This window comes from Paraniabella aurantiaca, assembly GCF_050309965.1.
Classification (GTDB): Bacteria; Bacteroidota; Bacteroidia; order Chitinophagales; family Chitinophagaceae; genus Niabella.
In genome coordinates this window covers 2,859,511-2,877,456 of the sequence record NZ_JBLOSY010000001.1, presented here as the reverse complement: position 1 = coordinate 2,877,456, position 17,946 = coordinate 2,859,511, and the positions used below count along the sequence as shown (strand labels likewise).

Genomic DNA, 17,946 nt, shown 5'->3' with positions numbered 1-17,946 from the left:
CAATGGACTTTTTAAGCCTGATCTTCGGCACGGCTGTCAGCCTGTTCTTTCTTTGCCTGGTATTTATTCCTTTGGAAAAAGCATTCCCGGCGAAGAAGGATCAAAAGATATTCAGGAAAGGGTGGCTAACGGACCTCTGTTATTTCCTGGGTCAATATCTTTTATGGAGCGGTGTTGTGTTATGGGTACTACAATATTTTAGTTTTTGGCTCGATGGCATTATCCCCGCTTCCTTCAGAGAAAAGATCCAGCAACAACCTTTGTGGCTTCAGGCCATAGAAGTTTTGCTGTTAAGCGACCTGCTGATTTATTGGGGGCACCGGCTTCAGCATAAAGTAGATTTTCTCTGGCGCTTTCATAAGATACATCATAGTGCTGAAGAGCTCGACTGGCTGGCGGCACACCGGGAACACCCTATTGATAGCATTTATACGATTGGCCTGATCAACCTGCCTGCTTTTATTTTCGGTTTTGAGCTGGAAGCATTGGCGCTCATCGTGGCTTTCAGAGGTATTTGGGCTATTTATATCCATTCGAATGTAAGATTACCTATTGGTAAGCTAAAGATGCTGATTGGCGCTCCTGAACTCCACCACTGGCATCACGACAAAGAAAGAGACCGCGGCAATTATGCCAATATTTCGCCTTTAATGGATCTACTATTTGGCACTTATGTTTGCCCCCCGCACGAACCCGACAGCTTCGGGATCAAAGAGCCATTTCCCAAAAACTATGCCGGACAGCTCATTCAACCGTTGCTTCCGGATAAACTCACTAAAAGAACCACAACAGCCAACGATGGCGACACCGCCAACCCTTAATCGGCGCTCACCTATTCATGGTATAGCATATAGCTTTAAATGCTGCTAACTTAGCAGTGTAAAATCTAAACCAATGGCACTAAATGCATACCTGAAAATTACCGGCAGCAAACAAGGCGTTATAAAAGGCAGTACTATTCAAAAAGGAAAAGAAGGGCTGATTGAAATAATTGCTTTTGACCACGAAATCATTTCTCCACGCGATGCTGCTACAGGCCAGGCCACTGGCAGACGCCAGCACAAACCCCTTGTTATTACTAAAGAGCTGGACAAAAGCACGACAGCATTATCGCAAGCCCTCATTCAAAACGAAGCGCTTACCAGTTTTGAATTAAAGTTCTATACTCCCAACAAAATGGGTACAGCAGGCGGGCAAGGCACACAGGTCAATCACTTTACTATACGATTGAAAAATGCTTCGGTTGTTGGTATCAGAACCATAATGCCCAATAATAAAAACCCTGAGCTAAGCAAGTATGCAGAATATGAAGAATGCTCGTTTGTTTATGAGGAAATTGAGTGGGTTTGGATGGATGGAGGTTTAACTACTACTGATTCTTTCAAATCAAAGCCTTAATCAGCACCAGAAAAATAATCCATTTCTTCCTTCAGGTCCAGGAAGGCATATTTTTCCATCAATCCTTTTGCCTTTTCATAATGCGCCTTCAGAAACTGTTGATGAGCATTGGTATCCGGCTGAAACGCCTTATGCCTCCTGGCAATAGCCACCTGCTTCACTTCCTTCATTATAGGCTTTGAAGCATCGTCAATACAGGCTTCTGTAAACTTCTCCAGTACAAACTCCGTAGCCTGGTAGTTAGGATGCGCCAGGTCTACATCATAAAAACGATAATCGCGCAGTACATCTATTACCAACTCATAGGCGGGGAAATAATATACGCCCGGGAACTTGTCCACCATATGATGCACCACTTCAATCAAACGGGCTTTGCTGCGATTGTTCTCTGTAACGCCATCCCGTAAATGTCTTACAGGGCTTACGGTAAACAGTATTTTTATTTTAGGATTAAATGTTCGCAACCGGTGATACGTATTATCCATAGCCGCTATAATCTCCTCGACACCTAACAGTTTTTTATAAAACCATTGGCCCGGCGCCCGGTGACAATTGGCCACATGCAGATCATAGCGCTCTTTTTCAGGATTATCGGAAGACAATATATAAGAAAATGCTGACCCCAGCGTGATGATTACCCAATCACAATCTTTTAAAAAATGATGCGCCTGCTCCACTGACTGATTCATAGCCTCCAGCGCTTTTTCTTTATTAATGTTAGAAAAGCGCGAATGATGATGCCAGGAGTTCCATACCTCATTTAAATAAAAGAGATCAGCCTCCGTGTACTTCCTGTTTTCTATGTAAGATATCAGGCTATGTCTTACACTGGCCGGCTCAAACAGTATTCCGTGCGGATTCTGCAGTACATTGAATTTATAATCAGCCAAAGCATTGCCAATATGCTCAGTAAAACAAGAACCGATCAACAGCAGCTTATTTCCATAAGCAACAGGCTCCGGTAATTTCGGAATATGTATAGGCGACATAAATTCCATACGGAATGTAAAATTTAGAATAAAGAATTAAAAATGTAAAAGTCTTACACGCTCCGCTGCTTCATTACTTCATATAAGATCATCCCTGTGGCAACTGAAACGTTCAGGCTTTCAAAGTTATTCTTCATCGGAATGCTGATACGCTCATCACATATTTTTAGCAACGCAGGATAAACGCCTTTTTCTTCACTACCCATTACAATAGCGGCCGGACCAGAAAAGTCGCAGTCAGCAATATTTTTAGACGCGGTCATTTCGCTGGCAAAAACAGTAATACCATTTAAATGCAGTTCATCTACCGCCTTCATCAGGCTGTTAACGCGGCATACCGGGATCTTTTCCAATGCTCCTGCCGAAGTAAGAATAGCATCTTCATTCAACGCTCCCACACCTTTATCGGGAATGATAATTGCATTAACACCACAGCACCAGGCCGTACGTGCGATACCGCCGATGTTACGAATATCTGTTATACCGTCTAAGATCAGGAACAACGGAGTTTGTCCCTGCTCTACCACAAAAGAGATAATATCCTGTAAATTCTGGTACTGAACTTTTGCGATCTGGGCGATACAACCGCCATGGCCTTCTACGTTAAAGGTATTAAGCTTTTGAAGCGGTACGTAGTTAAGCGGCACAGCCAGCTCGGTAGCCAGCTTCCTTAGCACAGACAGGTCTGCACTTACCAGTTTGGCATCTACATAAATTTTATCTAAAGCCTTGCCATGTTGCAAAGCATCAATAATTGCGGCAGCGCCAACAATTAAGGAACTTTTTTTGGGCCTTTGCGGCGACCTGAAATTTTTCACCCGACAAAGAAACTAAAAAGCCACTACAATTCAATACAGCCCACATGCAGATATTTATAAAAGGGGCGATTTAGGGCATTATAAGCGCTTCCAGCCATTGGAAGAGCTTTACTACCAAATATACCAACAAGGTTAGCACCAACAACATAATGACAAGAATGGAGATAATTACCGGCTTAGCGCTTCCGCGATGTTTTCCTTCGGTATAGTGTTCCGTTAACAATTTCAAATTTCGCGTATTTGCCTTGTAAGAAAAGTCGAATATCCATCCTAATACAGGTATAGTGCCTACCAGCGCATCCAGTGTGGCATTCCCCAGCATTTTCATTGCTACCCTTCCCGAGGCGCCGTGTTGCGCCATGGTAATGATCAAAGCAATGGATATAATGTAGCTGCTTACGTCACCTGCAACAGGAATCAGGTTTAAAACAGGATCCAGCCCGAACTTAAATCCGCCGATAGAGAATTGCTCATCCATCAGCCGGGTTACCTTCTGCACCATTTTAAGTCTGGGATCATTAATAATAGGGGCTGGTATGTTTTGCCGGCTTTTTGACATGATTTAAATTTCTTTCAGCAGCAACATCAGCTGCAGCTTCTGTATAGCCATAATCGAAATAGAATCGGTAATACGACCATCGTTTACCATTGCCACGGCCTCGCTAAAAGGAACTTTTTTAGATCGCAGATCCTGCTCTGTTTCCTCGGGCGAAGGCATACCTTGCTTCAAGTTTCTTGCTAAAAAAATGATGCCATGTTCATCGCAAACCGAATTCGACAAGTGAAAACGTAATAATTCTGTCCAATTATCTGCTGTTAAACCTGCCTCCTCCAACAACTCCCGCTGCGCAGCCTCCAGGTAGGCTTCCTGGCCTTCCGGGCAACCACCTTCCGGTATTTCCCAGCTATAAGCATCCAGAACAAACCGGTACTGCCCTACGAGATAGGTATTCAAATCCTCGTCCAGGGCGATAACACCAATCGCAGCATTTTTAAAATGCACTTTTCCATAAATCCCTTTTCCTCCGCCCGGGTTTACTACATCAAATTCGGTGAGACTGATCCAGGGATTACTATACACTTCTTTCTTACCGGTTACCTTCCACGGGTTTTCGATCTCGCTCATAATTGGTTCAATGTTTGTATCAAAGACAATAATTATTGATAATACAGTAATTATAACTATAGTAAAAGTAAACTTTTATATATTTTTATTCGTTCAAACCTCTTAATTAAAATTAAAAAAGCATTATGAAACGTTCTCATTTACTATTGAGCGGTATAATTGCTCTGGCCGCGCTGGCATCCTGCGGTGGCGGAGCTAATACCAACAGCGATGAAGCTACCGGCGGCGATTCAGCCGTTGTTGCAACGGAAGGTACAGAAACCCATCCCGCAGAAGGCACATTAGTAGCTACTGCGAACCTGATGTCTACGGCAGATTCAACACAACAAATAGGGACTGCTCAGTTCTACCAGCTAGACAGTACACAAATACGCCTTGACCTGGTAATTGATGATAAAGCAAGAGCAGACAGCAATGTAGCAGTTCATTTTCACGAGCATGGAGACTGCAGCAATAAGGGAGAAGGTGCTCATGGACACTGGAACCCTACTAAAGAGAATCATGGCGAATGGGGATCCGCAGCTTACCACTCCGGCGACATTGGCAATATTAAATTAGACAATAATGGTCATGCCACTAAATCGGTAACAACTAACAGATGGAGCATTACCGATAAAGCAGTAAACAATGTAATCGGCCTGGGTATTATTGTACATGGCGGCACCGATGATTACAAAACGCAGCCTACCGGTAACTCTGGTCCCCGTGTTGGTTGTGGTGTTATTGTAAAACAATAATGTACTGATCCTACCTTCTATATAAAAAAAAGAGAGCTTGCAGGTTTGCAAGCTCTCTTTGTATTTTCAGTAAGATGATCTGATACTAAAAGAACATTCCCAAACGAATTGCCCATCGGTTCAATCCCACTTTTCCATCTTTCCAATCCTTATTAGCGGTAATATCGGTAAACCCGTTTTCCATACCGATACCGAAGAACAGGTCGGTTTTAGGAGCCACCTCGTACTCGCCACCGGCACCTACTAAAAGACCCATATTTACCTTATTGGTATTCTTCATCGCATTGACGTTGCTTTCTGATGTTGAACCATAAGAATAATCCATCCTCGACTTTAACAATGCTCCCATGTACGTGCCAAACTGTCCCCAGAACCTAAAACCATTGTTCTGGTTGGTTTTCAGCTTAACACTTAACGGAATTTGCAGGTATTGCAGCTTTAACTTATAATTTTGATCGGCACCTGCAGCTTCAGCCCTTTTCAATCCCCTGCTGCTGGTACTGTAAACCAATTCAGACGAAGCATGTGCTACTTCCAAACCTGTAGCAAATGCACCACGACCGTCACTAAACAAAACATCAGCCATCAAACCGTAGTTTACACCAAATCCACTGCCGCTACGTTCTATATCATTTTCCGCAGCACGGAAAGAATTGGCAAATACAGGATCTATCTTAAATCCGAACCTTACATCTCTGTTGTAAACTGATCTTTGAGCGTTAAGACCTAAACACAGGGTAGCTGACATCAAACCCAATAAAAAAACTCTTTTCATCCGTAAAATTTTAGTTGCGGCTTAGCCGCGTTTTTTTGTCGGATGGAACGCCCTGCATGCACTGACTCGAATATGAGACCTGCCTATTGCGAGACAAAAGCCGAAAGGCGTTTCATCGTTCAATATTTTAATTAATAAGCAGAGGGCCTTGAAAATCGGGTGCGAATATAGGACTTTATTATTTAAGGCTATTTATACAATATTGACTTCAGGCGAAAGTTGCACATCAAATCTTTCCTGCACAGCATTTTGCACCAGCCTGCAGGTATCTAAAATTTCTGCTCCGCTGGCATTCCCATAATTCACCAACACCAGGGCCTGACGGGCATGTACACCCGCATCACCTTTTCTAAAGCCTTTTAAGCCGGCTTGCTCTATCAACCAACCGGCAGCGAGCTTCATGGTATGATCAGGGTTTTCATAAGCTACTATTTCGGGAAACTTAAGCTTTAATATTTCGAATTGCTCTTTTGAAACAGATGGATTTTTAAAAAAACTACCTGCATTCCCTATTTCTTTCGGATCAGGCAGTTTGGAAGAACGTATGGCAATAACAGCATCGGCAATGGCCCTTATGGACAACTCCTGTACGCCGGCCTTTTCCAGCTCCTGCTTTATTGCGCCATATTCCACTTTAAAAGCTGGCTTTTTGCTCAGCTTGTAAGTAACATCAGTAATAAAGAACTGGTCTTTATATTGGTGCTTAAAAACGCTTTCCCGGTAGCCAAATTCACAATCTCTATTAGAAAACTTTACTTCTTCCAAAGTAGCCCGGTGTATAGCTGTAAGCTCATGAAAAACTTCTTTTATTTCTATGCCATAAGCGCCTATATTCTGCATGGGCGAAGCGCCTACCAGGCCAGGGATCAAAGCCAGGTTTTCAACCCCGGCATAGTTATGATCCAGGCAATACAAAACAAACTGGTGCCAGACCTCTCCCCCTCCAACTTTCAGATGCACATATTCTTCATCTTCATATATCTTTTCAATACCCATTATACTATTTTGTATCACCAGGCCATCCACATCTTTTGTAAAGAGGATATTGCTGCCACCTCCCAGTATAAAGGATGACACTCCTTTACCGGTAGCCCATTGTAACGAGGCCCTTACTTCTTCGCTGCCCGAAACTGTTACAAAATGTCTGGCCTGCACGTTCATCCCAAATGTATTGAACGGCTTTAGCGATTTATTATCTTGTATCTGGATACTCATTGTGTATGCAATGTTACAGTAAAAGCAGCTTTTCCCCGCTATTCATTAAAGGCTTTCTTTGGCACATCTAACCAAGCTCAGGTCTGAAAGGTTTTAATAAATAATTCCTGCTTTTCAACATATATTTACCGCAGGGTATCGCTATCTTCAGGCAAATATCCGTAAACAAAACTGTACCCATCCGGAACCAGTTTAAGCCAATAACACAAAGTGACACATCATCAACAAAATCACCAGGAAAGACTGCATGGGTTGGACCATTTAAGGGCATTGGCAATTATCCTGGTTTTTCTGTTTCATTATTTTATTTTAAGTGGTGGTCAACCTGCCTGGCTTCCCGATACAGCACAATTTGGCTGGACAGGCGTTGACTTGTTTTTCGTGCTCAGCGGTTTCCTTATTTCCTCACAGCTATTTGCTCAAATAAAAAAGGGACAACCTATTTCTTTCAAAGACTTTTTTACCAGGCGCTTCTTTCGTATCGTGCCAGCCTACCTGGCAACGGTAGCACTTTATTTTTGCTTTCCTTTTTTCCGGGAAAAAGAAAGCCTGCCGCCCTTATGGCAATTTTTAACCTTTACTCAAAATATCGGCCTGAACTTAAAAGACAACGGAACTTTTTCACATTGCTGGTCGCTCTGTGTAGAAGAACATTTCTACCTGTTCCTGCCTCTTACTCTTATTACACTGCAAACCTTTAAGCGATTCAAGAGATCTTACGGCATCCTGATCGGGCTTTTTCTATTGGGTTTTGTTATAAGATATATTAGCTATACCAGCCTTTACCTTCCTCATATTGATTCTGCAACTCCCTGGATGTATTGGTATCAATTTATTTACTATCCAACTTACAACCGGCTCGACGGATTATTGGCAGGCGTTAGCATAGCCGCCATTTACCGGTTTCTTCCGCAAACCTGGACTTATATTTCCCGGTGGGGCAATGTTCTTACAGCACTAGGGCTTGTACTTTTAACAGGGGCTTATTTCCTATGTGAAAACCAAATGACGTTTAATGCATCCTTATTTGGGTTTCCGCTGATAGCCCTTGGATACGGGCTTATCGTAACAGGCGCAGTTAGTACCAGGAGCTTTCTATACCAATGGAGCTCGAAAGCCACCTACTTCCTGGCTACGCTGTCCTATGCCATTTATTTAACACACAAGGGCGTAATACACATGACGCACAAAATTTTAAGCGGATTTAAAATTGATGATAACCTCATGCTATTCATTTGCATGATCACCTGCGTCGGATTTGCCTGGCTCATGCACACCACGGTAGAAAAACCATTTATGCGATTAAGAAGCCGGATAATCAGAAAAAAACCGGCAAACAAAAACGTAACGGCTCCGGAACCGGCAAAATAAATATAAAGGACCCCTCAAACGTCTTCAGTTAAGAAAATAAAATCCTCCGTTATCTCTATAAAAATAATTTGCCTACCTACTGGTAGGTTTGTACCTTTGTCAAAATATTCTCTCATGACAACACGCGAGCACATCATTTATACCGCCGACGCCCTGATAAGAGATAAGGGGTACAATGCTTTCAGCTTCGTTGATGTAGCCCAGATTGTTGGCATTAAAAAGCCTTCGATCCATCACCATTTTCCGCGCAAAACAGACCTGGGGATCGCTGTAATTGATTTTCATATCAAAGGCCTGGAACAGATCAAGCAGGTAAGCCAGGATAAAACAGCCCTTGTAAAGCTGGATCGTTTTTTTTCTATTTACACTGATATCAAAGACCAGAATAAGGTTTGCATAGTGGGATCGCTTTCTACAGATTATAACACGCTGGAGCCGGAGGTACAGGAAAAAATAAAAAAATTTTCAGATGCTTTTCTTACCTGGGTAACAGATATCCTAAAAGAAGGCCGCCTGGAAGGCGTTTTTCATTTTGATGAATCGCCCCGAACAAGAGCGGTTTTAATCATCGCCAGCATGATGGCCATTGTGAAACTTTCCAGGCTAACCGGTGAAAAAGATTTTAGCCTGATAAAAAAGACCCTGCGGCAGGGACTACTGAAATAAAGGGCCGGATATGAACGAAATCATTTAATACACTTATAGCTAACCTGGTAACCGTCCCAGGCATATCGCAAGGGATTATAAAAATTAAAAATAATGAAACGAGTAGTTGTAACAGGAATGGGGGCCATTACTCCCCTGGGCAATACAGTACCTGAATACTGGCAATCGCTTATTAATGGTGTAAGCGGTGCCAAACTGATCAGCAAGTTTGATACCACGCATTTTAAAACGAAGTTCGCCTGTGAAGTGCGCGATTTTGATCCGTTACAATATATAGAGAAATCTGAGGTAAGAAAGTACGATCCCTTCTCCCAGTATGCGCTGGCGAGCGCACAACAAGCAGTGGAACATGCACAGATCGATTTCAGCCAATTAAATAAAGACCGGATCGGGGTGATATGGGCGTCGGGTGATGGAGGTGTATCAACCTTTGAGGAGCAAATGACCGAATATAATAACGGTAATGGCACACCCAGGTTTAACCCGTTTTTTATATCCAAAAGGATCATGAACATTGCATCGGGTCTTATATCCATCCGCTATGGATTGAGGGGCGTTAATTATACAACTGCAGCAGCTTGTTCTGCCAGCAATACCTCTATTATTGATGCTTTCAACTATATACGTTGGGGAAAAGCCGATATGATCATCACAGGTGGCTCAGAAGCCTCTATTACCCAAAGTTCTATCGGGGGCTTTAATGCATCCAAAGCTTTATCAACTAATAATGATCATTACCTGCAGGCATCGAAACCGTTCGATATAGACAGGGATGGGTTTGTTTTGGGAGAAGGAGCCGGCACCCTGGTATTGGAAAGCTACGAAAGCGCCTTGAAAAGAAATGCACCGATCATTGCCGAGATCATCGGCGGCGGACTTGCTGCAGATGCTTATCATATTACGGGCACCCATCCCGAAGGAGACGGCGCTTATTTAGGTATGAAGGTAGCCATGGAAGATGCGGCAATTACAGCCAACGACATTAATTATATCAATGCCCATGCTACGTCTACTCCAATGGGCGACAGGAGCGAACTTAAGGCGATTCAAAGAGCTTTTGAAAATAACCCGGATGTATCCATTAGTGCCACCAAATCGATGACCGGGCACCTGCTGGGTGCTGCCGGCGCTATTGAAGCTATTGCCTGCATTAAGGCAGTGGAAACTGATATCATTCCCCCCACGATCAACACTACACAGGTAGAACCAGAGTTCGCCGGTAAATTGAACCTCGTATTGGGAAAAGCCGAAACAAAAAAAGTGAATATAGCTATCAGCAATACTTTTGGCTTTGGCGGGCATATTGCCTGTAGCATTTTTAAAAAGTTCGTTCCATAGTAACCAATACCGGCAACGCGGCCGGGATCGTAATAGCTTATTCCCGGACACCGGGGGCGAGACAGCAGAAGTGCTGTCTTTTTTTTGTTTCCCTGTTAAAGATCTATCCTTTGTTCTTATCTTCAGGAAAACGTCCCAGTTTCTTCTGTCAATTCGGTTTACTATAACTATTCTTTATATGAACTACCTCCAAAGAATAATCGGGCATTTTGAAACCCACTCAACGGAAGGGATCAGGGAATGCTTTGAAAACGGCGTCAATCCTAATCAATGGTACAAGGGCAAACCCCTGATCTATGAGCTGATCAATATGTATTTAAGAAGTGAGCGATTCAAAGACTGTGTTCAGGCCTTTGTAGATTTTGGTTTACAATTCGACGATAAGGCTTTGCTTGCCGTACTGCTGGATGATGCACCCCCGCTCAATGAATTACTCAATACCAACCAGGAACTACTCAATAAAAAATACGACTTCGATTGTGCATTTACGCCACTTTATAAAGCATCGTTATTACATATCTGCGCCGAGTACAATCATCATCACTGCGCAAAAACGCTTATAGAACATGGAATGGATGTTAATGTAAAAGCCGGCAGTGATGATCATGGGTTTGGAGCTCAGACTCCCATTTTCCATACCGTAAATCAACACGCCAACACCTGTGCAGATACCATGCAATTGCTGATATCCAAGGGCGCTGACCTGTCGGTAACGGTTAAGGGACTTATATGGGGCAAGGGTTATCAATGGGAAACATTTATCCCCTTAGTAAACCCGGTAAGCTATGCTATGATGGGCCTGCTACCGCAGTTCCAGAGAACTGAGGTACAGATATATGAAACGATAGGCATATTGCTAAAAGCTTATTGCGGTATCAGTTACTTCCCCGCGAATGTCCCGAATGAATATCTTAAAGCACTGACTTAACGCAAATATCCGAAATTTGGCTGCCTGCAACACCCGTAAACCTGGCGATGAATGATACGTAAAAAAGAAAATTTAAAGACCTTTAATTTATTTCATTACCTGAAAGAGCAGGAGCAACAGAGCATGTCTATACCTTATTTTATGGCAGACGACACTACCTATAAAAATGCCGGCGTTAGCTTTCCGATCAGGAATTTTGTTTATGGAATTGGTATTACTTACACCGGTAAACCAGGCAGCGTAAAGATCGGCAGTGCCGATTATGCATTACAACCCGGTAGCCTTACCACCATCGGTCCCGGTATTGTATCGCAATGGGAACCTTATCATAACGCAAAACATGAAACCCTGTTTTTTACCGAAAGTATCTTTACCGATGTCATTAAAAATTCCTTTCTGAGTGCGCTACCATTTTTTCAGCCTGGCGGGCGGCACGTAATAGAAATTTCGCAGGAGCAAACCTTGCAAATCAAATCACTTTTCGCCACTATCTCCGCTTTCAAAAACCAGCCATTGGTGATGCCCGGCTTAATTTACAGCTTGTTAATGCTGGCCCAAACCTGTCACCAATCGGCAACACCCGCTATCTCGCTCACCTCGCAACAGGAGCAGATTGCCGCCAAGTTCAGGAAGCTACTTTCCCTGCATGTGCTGGAACAAAAAGATGTAAACTTTTACGCACGTCAACTACATATAACGCCCAAATACCTAAGCGAGGTACTGGTACAATTAACCGGGAAAACGACCAAAAAATGGATTGACGAGCACCTGGCAATGGAAGCCAAAAGCCTTTTAAGGCAAACTTCAATGACCATACTGGAAATTGCCTTTTGGCTGGGATTTGAAGATAGCTCCTATTTTATCAAAGCTTTTAAAAAATGGGAAGGCATGACGCCTTTAGCTTTTAGAAAGCTATAATTGTATTTTAACGGCTACCGAAAAAACTACCATTTTTACCGATTTATTCCCTACATCCCGGGCACCACCGGGAGCTACTTTTGTGTTGTGCTTATTAGTCAAAACAACTTAAACAACATAAAAATGAAAAAGCTGATCATCGTCCTCTGCATTTGCCAGGCCGTTGTATCTTTTCAAAACACATTTGCTCAAACCTCAAATACAAACAAAATGAAACCATTTACAGTCAACATTCCCCAAACCGTTATTACTGACCTTAAAAACCGTATTCAAAATACCCGTTGGCCCGGGGCGCCCGATGGAGCCGGTTGGCAATTGGGCACCAGCGAGGAATACCTGAAAGAACTGGCCCAATACTGGGTAAACGGGTATAGCTGGGAGAAATATGAAAAACAACTCAACCAATACCCCCAATACATTGCCGAAATCGACGGAATACAAATCCATTTCCAATACATAAAAGGTAAAGGTAATAATGCGAGGCCGCTACTGCTGACACATGGATGGCCGGACAGCTATTATCGTTTTCATAAAATTATTCCAATGCTTACTGAAGGAGATCAAAGCTTCGACCTGGTAATTCCCTCTATACCCGGGTTTGGCTTTTCGGAAAAGACCGCCCTTACCAGTGTGGAGGTTGCCGGGCTCTGGAAAAAACTGATGACTGAGATACTGGGCTATCAAAAGTTTAACGCTGCAGGAGGAGATGTGGGGATGGGCATTACCAAGGCCCTGGCGTCAAAATATCCCGATGTGGTATCAGCTGTTCACTTTACCGATCTTGGCTATCCGATGGGACAGGAAGATCCTGCGACGATGACCGATGAAGAAAAGCAATTTGCCGGGTTTGTGCAGCAATGGTGGTATAGCGAAGGTGCGTATGCGATGGTACACAGCACCAAACCGCAATCATTAGCTTATGGCCTCAACGATTCACCGGTAGCCCTGGCTGCCTGGATCCTCAGTTTTGGCAGCGCCGGCGCATCTCCCGATTTGATTGAAGCTGCATTTGGCGGGAAAGACGAGATGCTCACCAACATTATGATCTATTGGGTTACCCAAACAATAGGATCATCGGTAAGAATGTACAAAACCGATGCGGTAGCCCAATGGGGTGGCGCTCAACCATTAAAAAAGACTGAAGTTCCGGCCGGCGTAGCCGTATTTCCCAGGGAAGCACAGTTCCCGCGCGAATGGGCTGAACGTTTTGTAAATGTGGTACATTATAAAAAGATGGAAGCCGGCGGCCATTTTGCGGCACTGGAAGTGCCTGAAGTATTTGCCGGCGAATTGCGATCTTTCTTTTACGCTATAAAATAATGGATCATTTCAACCATCGCCTTACGGATGCCAGGAATATTGGTCCCGTAATAGCAAAGAAGCTTAATGAAATAGGGATACATTCGCTGACTGCACTTGCCATATTAACTCCGGTAAAAGCCTATATCCGATTGGCAAACCAATCAAAAAAAACGCCCCCTGTATCGCACTATCTTTATGCCTTACAGGGGGCATTAATGAACGTATACTGGATAAAACTGCCTAAAAGATTGAAAAAAGAATTAATTGATAAACTGGAAAAGGAAAGAGGCCGGGAGTTAAAAAGAAATTTGAAGGGGAACTGAATATAGCACCAAATTTTTTCTATACTAAAATCCTGCTGACATAGGGTTGTCACAGGCTGGTTTTAATTTTGTATTATACAAAAAAATAAGATGAACATTCAAACGATTCCAACCTTCCACGTTATAGGTATATCAGTACGCACCACTAACGAAAACGGGCAGGCCATGCAGGATATTCCGGCACTTTGGGCCAGGTTTATGGCAGAGCAGATAGCAACCCAAATCCCAGGCAAGATTAATAATGATCTTTATTGCATCTATACCGATTACGAAAAAGATCACACCCGACCTTATACTACCCTTCTGGGCTGCAGGGTTCATCATCTGGACCAGATCCCGGAGGGTATGACCGGTAAAACATTTACCGAAGGCCGTTATGCTCTTTTTACGGCAAAAGGCAATCTAGCACAGGGCATCGTATATAATGAGTGGGTCAGGATATGGAACACTGCTTTCAACAGGGCTTTCACGGCTGATTTTGAAGTATATGGCGAAAAGGCAACCCACCCTGAAAACGCAGCAATTGATATTTTTGTAGCACTACCATGAATGCCTCAGAAAACTATTACGACCAATTGGAAGAGCCTGTAAAAAGCTGCTTCCTGGCTTTGCACCATTTTATCCTCAGCCTGGATAAAGATATAGTGCCGGCCTGGAAGTATGGAATGCCTTTCTTTTGCTATAAAGGCAGGATGTTTTGCTATTTGTGGATACATAAGAAATATCAACAGCCTTATATCGGCGTTGTGGAAGGGAAGTATTTCAACGAGCCATTTTTATTACAGGAAGACCGTTCGCGTATGAAAATAATGCTGCTGGATCCCCACAAAGACCTGCCTGTTGCTGGCATCGAAGCGATTATTCATAAAGCTATCCATCTTTACAAGACAGGACTTATTGCTACTAAAAAACAGTGAGCATTTCAATGCATATATGGTATAAGACCGAAAGTATTATTACGGATCCGGTCTCCATTGTTTTGATGCACTTATATATGGAGACAGGTTTTAAGAAGTCTGAAGCTATATTGCCAGGCAGATGAGGAACTCCCTGGCTTCATTAACATAAATTATAAACGCTTATACAATTATCTGATATGGAAAAACTAGATCTTACCAAGAAACACAAGGCTTATTTTACTGCTAAAACACAGCCGGAGATTGTTTACATAGAAAAAGCTTCTTTTATTGCTTTACGCGGCAAGGGCGATCCTGCGGGCGAGGCTTTCGCCAAAACGATTGAAGCTATGTATTCAACGGCATACAAGATCAAATTTGCCTGCAAAGCAGAGGGTAATGATTTTGTAGTATCTAAACTGGAAGGCCAATGGTGGTTTGACGAAAATCAGTTCTCGGGGCAAACCATGTATAGCACTTCTGTAGAAGTACCGCGCAACGAATGGGAGTACAGGTTGCTGATCCGCATGCCGGATTTTGTCACTGCTGAAAACATGGAAGCAGCCAAATCGATTGTGGCCAATCAAAAAGGAATACAGAAAGCTACTGAAGTTGAATGGCATACTTTAGAGGAGGGAAAATGCGTACAGATGCTGCATGTTGGTCCGTTTTCAACAGAGCCGGAGTCTTTAAAAGTTATGTCTGCTTTTATGGATACCCACCAATTCGCCAAAAACGGTTTACATCATGAAATCTATCTATCTGATTTCAGAAAGACTGCACCTGAAAAGCTGAGAACTATTTTAAGAGAACCGGTGAAGTAAATAAAACTTGTGACTTACCTCACAGGTGGCGCTGTTGTTAATTAAAGAACTTTGCTCTTTATAAAAAACACAGCATGACAAAGATATTTATCATCAACGGCGGACAACATTTTGCACATTCAGGTGGAAAATTTAACCAAACATTGGTGCAATGGGATAAAAGTTTCTTCACACCTGACAGCGGTTTTGAAATACAAACGACCGATATTAACGAACCTTACGATCTGGATGATGAAGTAAGCAAATTTGTGTGGGCAGATGTTGTGATCTATCATACGCCCGTATGGTGGTTTGGCCTGCCCCACAAATTCAAGGAATACCTGGATACGGTTTTTACCGCCGGCCATCGTAACGGCATCTATTACAGCGACGGCAGGAAAAGGGAAAACCCTGAAATCAATTATGGAACAGGTGGCTCGCTGCATGGGCGCCATTATATGTTAACCACTACCTGGAATGCACCGGAAACAGCATTTACCTTGCCAGGCGAGTTCTTCCACCAAAAAAGCGTGGATGAAGGGGTTATGTTTGGCTTTCACCGGATGAATGCCTTTACAGGCATGAAGCAACTGGGTGGCTTTCATTTTCATGACCTGGAAAAAAATGCCACGCCTGAGCGGATACAGGATTATTTCGAGCGTTATACCTTCCATCTCTCCGAAACCATTCAATCTTTACCATTAACAAAAACTGAGGCAAAGGCTGAATTATGCTAAACATCTTCTTAATAAACAATAAACTACATTTTTTAGTTGGCGCCCTGCTGGCAGTCAGTCTTGCCATTAGTTGCAGTTCAGCCAAGTCCAATCCATCCAATACAAAAACACAAACAATGAAAAAGAAAATATTATTTGTAGTAACCAGTCATGATACCAAAGGCAGTACCGGGGAAAAAACAGGTTATTACCTCGGAGAAGTATCTCATCCATGGGAAGTAATTACCGAAGCCGGCTATGATATTGATTTTGTTAGTCCAAAAGGTGGTAATCCACCGGTAGACGGCTTTGATTTAAACGATCCCGTTAATAAAAAATTCTGGGAAGATACCGCTTATCACAAAAAGATAACCAATAGTATGCGTCCATCGGAGGTGAAGGCGGCCGATTACGCGGCCATTTTTTATGCAGGTGGACATGGCGCTATGTGGGACTTACCAACTAATGATGCGCTCAACAAAATAGCGGCAACCATTTATGAAAAAGATGGCATCGTTGCAGCGGTATGTCATGGTCCCGCCGGTATTTTGAATATACAATTGAGTGATGGCAGCTACCTGGTGAAGGGTAAAAAAGTAAATGGCTTTAGCAATGAGGAGGAAGAACAGGTGAAACTTACGACGGTGGTTCCCTTTCTTTTAGAAGACCAGCTAAAGAAACGTGGCGGCGTTTATGAAAAATCTGCGCCCTGGCAGGTTCATGTAACTGAAGACAAAAGGCTTATTACAGGGCAAAACCCGCAATCGGCGAAAGGTGTAGGAGAGGCCATAGTTAAGGCGCTTGCTAACTAATAATGAGAGCGCAATAATTTACGCTGGTGCGGATCTGATAGATTTTATAAGACGGTTATTTCCCACCATAGAGAGATAGTATTATTTCAGGAAACATAGTATCCGCCAATGGCGGAACATAGCCTTAATAAAGCTCAAGGTACATGGCAGACTGTTCAGATTGGTTTGATTTCAATAGTCTGAACAAGTGTAACAAAATAATGGGCAGTATACGCCGTTTCGTATTTTTACAAAATGGAGTATGCTGCTTTTTTACGTAAACATATAGAGGAAGTTACTCCTCTCACCAATGAGGAATTTGAACTCATCATCCCCTATTTCAAGCTTATAGAAATACAGCGAAAAGACTATTTGATTAAAAGCGGCAAGAAGGTCACCGCTGAATACCTGGTGCTAAAAGGTTTATTAAAAGCTTTTATGCATGACGATATGGAGCGGGAACATATTATACAGTTTGCGATGGAAAACTGGTGGATATCCGACTATCCCGCTTACAGGATTCAATCGAAAGGCGAGCTTTGCGTGCAGGCATTGGAACCTTGCCTGGTTTTAGAGTTGAGCCTGGAAAACAAACAACGCATGTGCGAGGCTGTGCCTGCCATGTATCGCTTTCATGGGTCCAAGGCCTTTGGAGGATTTGTTGCGCTACAGAAAAGAGTACTTTCTTTAATGAAGAACTCAGCAAAAGAAAAGTATGAGTTATTACTGGAGCAATATCCAGAACTTTTTCAACGTGTTTCCAAAACCCTGATTGCACACTACCTCGGTGTTTCAAGAGAAACGCTTAGCAGGTTACAAAAGTAAAGCCCGCCGGG

Annotated in this window: 22 protein-coding genes; 16 read left to right on the top strand and 6 right to left on the bottom strand. The window is 43.0% G+C overall.

All coding sequences use genetic code 11. The annotated features are described in order from the left end of the window. Positions 1 to 2 precede the first annotated feature (2 nt). The gene (locus tag ACLOAU_RS12580; RefSeq protein WP_427862223.1) at positions 3 to 821 is read left to right on the top strand and encodes a sterol desaturase family protein; all 819 of its coding nucleotides are present in this window, start codon (positions 3 to 5) and stop codon (positions 819 to 821) included. Positions 822 to 894: 73 nt separating this feature from the next. Next, positions 895 to 1,398: a type VI secretion system tube protein TssD gene (gene tssD, locus ACLOAU_RS12575; protein WP_427862222.1), complete on the top strand. Its 504-nt coding sequence runs from the start codon at positions 895 to 897 to the stop codon at positions 1,396 to 1,398. Here the strand turns inward: tssD and ACLOAU_RS12570 are convergent. From ACLOAU_RS12570 to ACLOAU_RS12555, 4 genes are all read right to left on the bottom strand, one after another. Beyond that, positions 1,395 to 2,396, bottom strand: a complete 1,002-nt coding sequence (locus tag ACLOAU_RS12570) for a GSCFA domain-containing protein (protein ID WP_427862221.1) — start codon at positions 2,394 to 2,396, stop codon at positions 1,395 to 1,397. The two genes, tssD and ACLOAU_RS12570, sit on opposite strands and share 4 nt — an antisense overlap. 44 nt (positions 2,397 to 2,440) lie before the next feature. Further along, entirely contained in the window at positions 2,441 to 3,205 is a 765-nt protein-coding gene (gene rlmB / locus ACLOAU_RS12565; protein ID WP_427862220.1) for a 23S rRNA (guanosine(2251)-2'-O)-methyltransferase RlmB, read from the bottom strand. A 70-nt stretch (positions 3,206 to 3,275) separates the two neighbouring features. Next, positions 3,276 to 3,764 carry a DUF4112 domain-containing protein gene (locus ACLOAU_RS12560; protein ID WP_427862219.1) on the bottom strand — a complete coding sequence of 163 codons (489 nt, stop codon included), beginning with the start codon at positions 3,762 to 3,764 and terminating at the stop codon, positions 3,276 to 3,278. A gap of 3 nt (positions 3,765 to 3,767) precedes the next feature. After that, positions 3,768 to 4,331 carry an NUDIX domain-containing protein gene (locus ACLOAU_RS12555; protein WP_427862218.1) on the bottom strand — a complete coding sequence of 188 codons (564 nt, stop codon included), beginning with the start codon at positions 4,329 to 4,331 and terminating at the stop codon, positions 3,768 to 3,770. Positions 4,332 to 4,456: 125 nt separating this feature from the next. On the opposite strand from ACLOAU_RS12555, the gene ACLOAU_RS12550 reads away from it, so the two are divergent. Continuing rightward, positions 4,457 to 5,068, top strand: coding sequence for a superoxide dismutase family protein (locus tag ACLOAU_RS12550; protein WP_427862217.1), 612 nt, complete (start codon positions 4,457 to 4,459; stop codon positions 5,066 to 5,068). A gap of 85 nt (positions 5,069 to 5,153) precedes the next feature. On the opposite strand, the gene ACLOAU_RS12545 is transcribed toward ACLOAU_RS12550, so the two are convergent. Further along, on the bottom strand, positions 5,154 to 5,843 hold the full coding sequence (locus ACLOAU_RS12545; protein WP_427862216.1) for a porin family protein: 690 nt from the start codon (positions 5,841 to 5,843) through the stop codon (positions 5,154 to 5,156). A gap of 192 nt (positions 5,844 to 6,035) precedes the next feature. Next, a complete protein-coding gene (gene murB, locus ACLOAU_RS12540) occupies positions 6,036 to 7,058 on the bottom strand; it encodes a UDP-N-acetylmuramate dehydrogenase (RefSeq protein WP_427862215.1) in 1,023 nt (340 codons plus the stop codon). Between the two features lie 210 nt (positions 7,059 to 7,268). Between murB and ACLOAU_RS12535 the strand changes: the two genes are divergently transcribed. The 13 genes from ACLOAU_RS12535 (at position 7,269) to ACLOAU_RS12475 (ending at position 17,935) form a co-directional block, all read left to right on the top strand. Next, positions 7,269 to 8,429 carry an acyltransferase family protein gene (locus tag ACLOAU_RS12535; RefSeq protein WP_427862214.1) on the top strand — a complete coding sequence of 387 codons (1,161 nt, stop codon included), beginning with the start codon at positions 7,269 to 7,271 and terminating at the stop codon, positions 8,427 to 8,429. A gap of 114 nt (positions 8,430 to 8,543) precedes the next feature. Further along, positions 8,544 to 9,095, top strand: a complete 552-nt coding sequence (locus ACLOAU_RS12530; RefSeq protein ID WP_427862213.1) for a TetR/AcrR family transcriptional regulator — start codon at positions 8,544 to 8,546, stop codon at positions 9,093 to 9,095. A gap of 93 nt (positions 9,096 to 9,188) precedes the next feature. Beyond that, positions 9,189 to 10,433 (top strand): beta-ketoacyl-ACP synthase II, encoded by a 1,245-nt coding sequence (gene fabF, locus ACLOAU_RS12525; protein ID WP_427862212.1) that lies wholly within the window; start codon positions 9,189 to 9,191, stop codon positions 10,431 to 10,433. A gap of 178 nt (positions 10,434 to 10,611) precedes the next feature. Continuing rightward, positions 10,612 to 11,361, top strand: coding sequence for an ankyrin repeat domain-containing protein (locus tag ACLOAU_RS12520; protein WP_427862211.1), 750 nt, complete (start codon positions 10,612 to 10,614; stop codon positions 11,359 to 11,361). Positions 11,362 to 11,412: 51 nt separating this feature from the next. Further along, on the top strand, positions 11,413 to 12,279 hold the full coding sequence (locus ACLOAU_RS12515) for a helix-turn-helix domain-containing protein (RefSeq protein WP_427862210.1): 867 nt from the start codon (positions 11,413 to 11,415) through the stop codon (positions 12,277 to 12,279). Positions 12,280 to 12,489: 210 nt separating this feature from the next. Continuing rightward, a complete protein-coding gene (locus tag ACLOAU_RS12510) occupies positions 12,490 to 13,599 on the top strand; it encodes an epoxide hydrolase family protein (RefSeq protein ID WP_427862209.1) in 1,110 nt (369 codons plus the stop codon). After that, on the top strand, positions 13,599 to 13,904 hold the full coding sequence (locus ACLOAU_RS12505) for a TfoX/Sxy family DNA transformation protein (RefSeq protein ID WP_427862208.1): 306 nt from the start codon (positions 13,599 to 13,601) through the stop codon (positions 13,902 to 13,904). The genes ACLOAU_RS12510 and ACLOAU_RS12505 overlap by 1 nt, the downstream gene beginning before the upstream one ends. A 90-nt stretch (positions 13,905 to 13,994) precedes the next feature. After that, complete coding sequence (locus tag ACLOAU_RS12500) at positions 13,995 to 14,453, top strand: GyrI-like domain-containing protein (RefSeq protein WP_427862207.1); 459 nt, start codon at positions 13,995 to 13,997, stop codon at positions 14,451 to 14,453. After that, the gene (locus tag ACLOAU_RS12495) at positions 14,450 to 14,821 is read left to right on the top strand and encodes a DUF1801 domain-containing protein (RefSeq protein WP_427862206.1); all 372 of its coding nucleotides are present in this window, start codon (positions 14,450 to 14,452) and stop codon (positions 14,819 to 14,821) included. Before ACLOAU_RS12500 ends, ACLOAU_RS12495 begins: the two co-directional genes overlap by 4 nt. Before the next feature lie 179 nt (positions 14,822 to 15,000). After that, the gene (locus tag ACLOAU_RS12490) at positions 15,001 to 15,624 is read left to right on the top strand and encodes a GyrI-like domain-containing protein (protein ID WP_427862205.1); all 624 of its coding nucleotides are present in this window, start codon (positions 15,001 to 15,003) and stop codon (positions 15,622 to 15,624) included. 74 nt (positions 15,625 to 15,698) lie between these two features. Continuing rightward, positions 15,699 to 16,340, top strand: a complete 642-nt coding sequence (locus ACLOAU_RS12485; RefSeq protein WP_427862204.1) for an NAD(P)H-dependent oxidoreductase — start codon at positions 15,699 to 15,701, stop codon at positions 16,338 to 16,340. Between the two features lie 116 nt (positions 16,341 to 16,456). After that, positions 16,457 to 17,131 carry a type 1 glutamine amidotransferase domain-containing protein gene (locus tag ACLOAU_RS12480; protein ID WP_427862203.1) on the top strand — a complete coding sequence of 225 codons (675 nt, stop codon included), beginning with the start codon at positions 16,457 to 16,459 and terminating at the stop codon, positions 17,129 to 17,131. Positions 17,132 to 17,365: 234 nt separating this feature from the next. Next, positions 17,366 to 17,935 (top strand): Crp/Fnr family transcriptional regulator, encoded by a 570-nt coding sequence (locus ACLOAU_RS12475; RefSeq protein WP_427862202.1) that lies wholly within the window; start codon positions 17,366 to 17,368, stop codon positions 17,933 to 17,935. The last annotated feature ends 11 nt before the right edge of the window (positions 17,936 to 17,946 follow it).

What these genes read in the sequence shown, in the direction of transcription:
- ACLOAU_RS12500 (WP_427862207.1), top strand. Translation starts at nt 13,995, where the DNA reads ATGAACATTCAAACGATTCCAACCTTCCACGTTATAGGTATATCAGTA.
- ACLOAU_RS12485 (WP_427862204.1), top strand. Translation starts at nt 15,699, where the DNA reads ATGACAAAGATATTTATCATCAACGGCGGACAACATTTTGCACATTCA.
- ACLOAU_RS12555 (WP_427862218.1), bottom strand. Translation starts at nt 4,331, where the DNA reads ATGAGCGAGATCGAAAACCCGTGGAAGGTAACCGGTAAGAAAGAAGTG.
- murB (WP_427862215.1), bottom strand. Translation starts at nt 7,058, where the DNA reads ATGAGTATCCAGATACAAGATAATAAATCGCTAAAGCCGTTCAATACA.
- ACLOAU_RS12545 (WP_427862216.1), bottom strand. Translation starts at nt 5,843, where the DNA reads ATGAAAAGAGTTTTTTTATTGGGTTTGATGTCAGCTACCCTGTGTTTA.
- ACLOAU_RS12510 (WP_427862209.1), top strand. Translation starts at nt 12,490, where the DNA reads ATGAAACCATTTACAGTCAACATTCCCCAAACCGTTATTACTGACCTT.
- tssD (WP_427862222.1), top strand. Translation starts at nt 895, where the DNA reads ATGGCACTAAATGCATACCTGAAAATTACCGGCAGCAAACAAGGCGTT.
- ACLOAU_RS12490 (WP_427862205.1), top strand. Translation starts at nt 15,001, where the DNA reads ATGGAAAAACTAGATCTTACCAAGAAACACAAGGCTTATTTTACTGCT.
- ACLOAU_RS12580 (WP_427862223.1), top strand. Translation starts at nt 3, where the DNA reads ATGGACTTTTTAAGCCTGATCTTCGGCACGGCTGTCAGCCTGTTCTTT.
- ACLOAU_RS12495 (WP_427862206.1), top strand. Translation starts at nt 14,450, where the DNA reads ATGAATGCCTCAGAAAACTATTACGACCAATTGGAAGAGCCTGTAAAA.
- ACLOAU_RS12570 (WP_427862221.1), bottom strand. Translation starts at nt 2,396, where the DNA reads ATGGAATTTATGTCGCCTATACATATTCCGAAATTACCGGAGCCTGTT.
- ACLOAU_RS12550 (WP_427862217.1), top strand. Translation starts at nt 4,457, where the DNA reads ATGAAACGTTCTCATTTACTATTGAGCGGTATAATTGCTCTGGCCGCG.
- ACLOAU_RS12520 (WP_427862211.1), top strand. Translation starts at nt 10,612, where the DNA reads ATGAACTACCTCCAAAGAATAATCGGGCATTTTGAAACCCACTCAACG.
- fabF (WP_427862212.1), top strand. Translation starts at nt 9,189, where the DNA reads ATGAAACGAGTAGTTGTAACAGGAATGGGGGCCATTACTCCCCTGGGC.
- ACLOAU_RS12515 (WP_427862210.1), top strand. Translation starts at nt 11,413, where the DNA reads ATGATACGTAAAAAAGAAAATTTAAAGACCTTTAATTTATTTCATTAC.
- ACLOAU_RS12475 (WP_427862202.1), top strand. Translation starts at nt 17,366, where the DNA reads ATGGAGTATGCTGCTTTTTTACGTAAACATATAGAGGAAGTTACTCCT.
- ACLOAU_RS12480 (WP_427862203.1), top strand. Translation starts at nt 16,457, where the DNA reads ATGAAAAAGAAAATATTATTTGTAGTAACCAGTCATGATACCAAAGGC.
- ACLOAU_RS12560 (WP_427862219.1), bottom strand. Translation starts at nt 3,764, where the DNA reads ATGTCAAAAAGCCGGCAAAACATACCAGCCCCTATTATTAATGATCCC.
- ACLOAU_RS12530 (WP_427862213.1), top strand. Translation starts at nt 8,544, where the DNA reads ATGACAACACGCGAGCACATCATTTATACCGCCGACGCCCTGATAAGA.
- ACLOAU_RS12505 (WP_427862208.1), top strand. Translation starts at nt 13,599, where the DNA reads ATGGATCATTTCAACCATCGCCTTACGGATGCCAGGAATATTGGTCCC.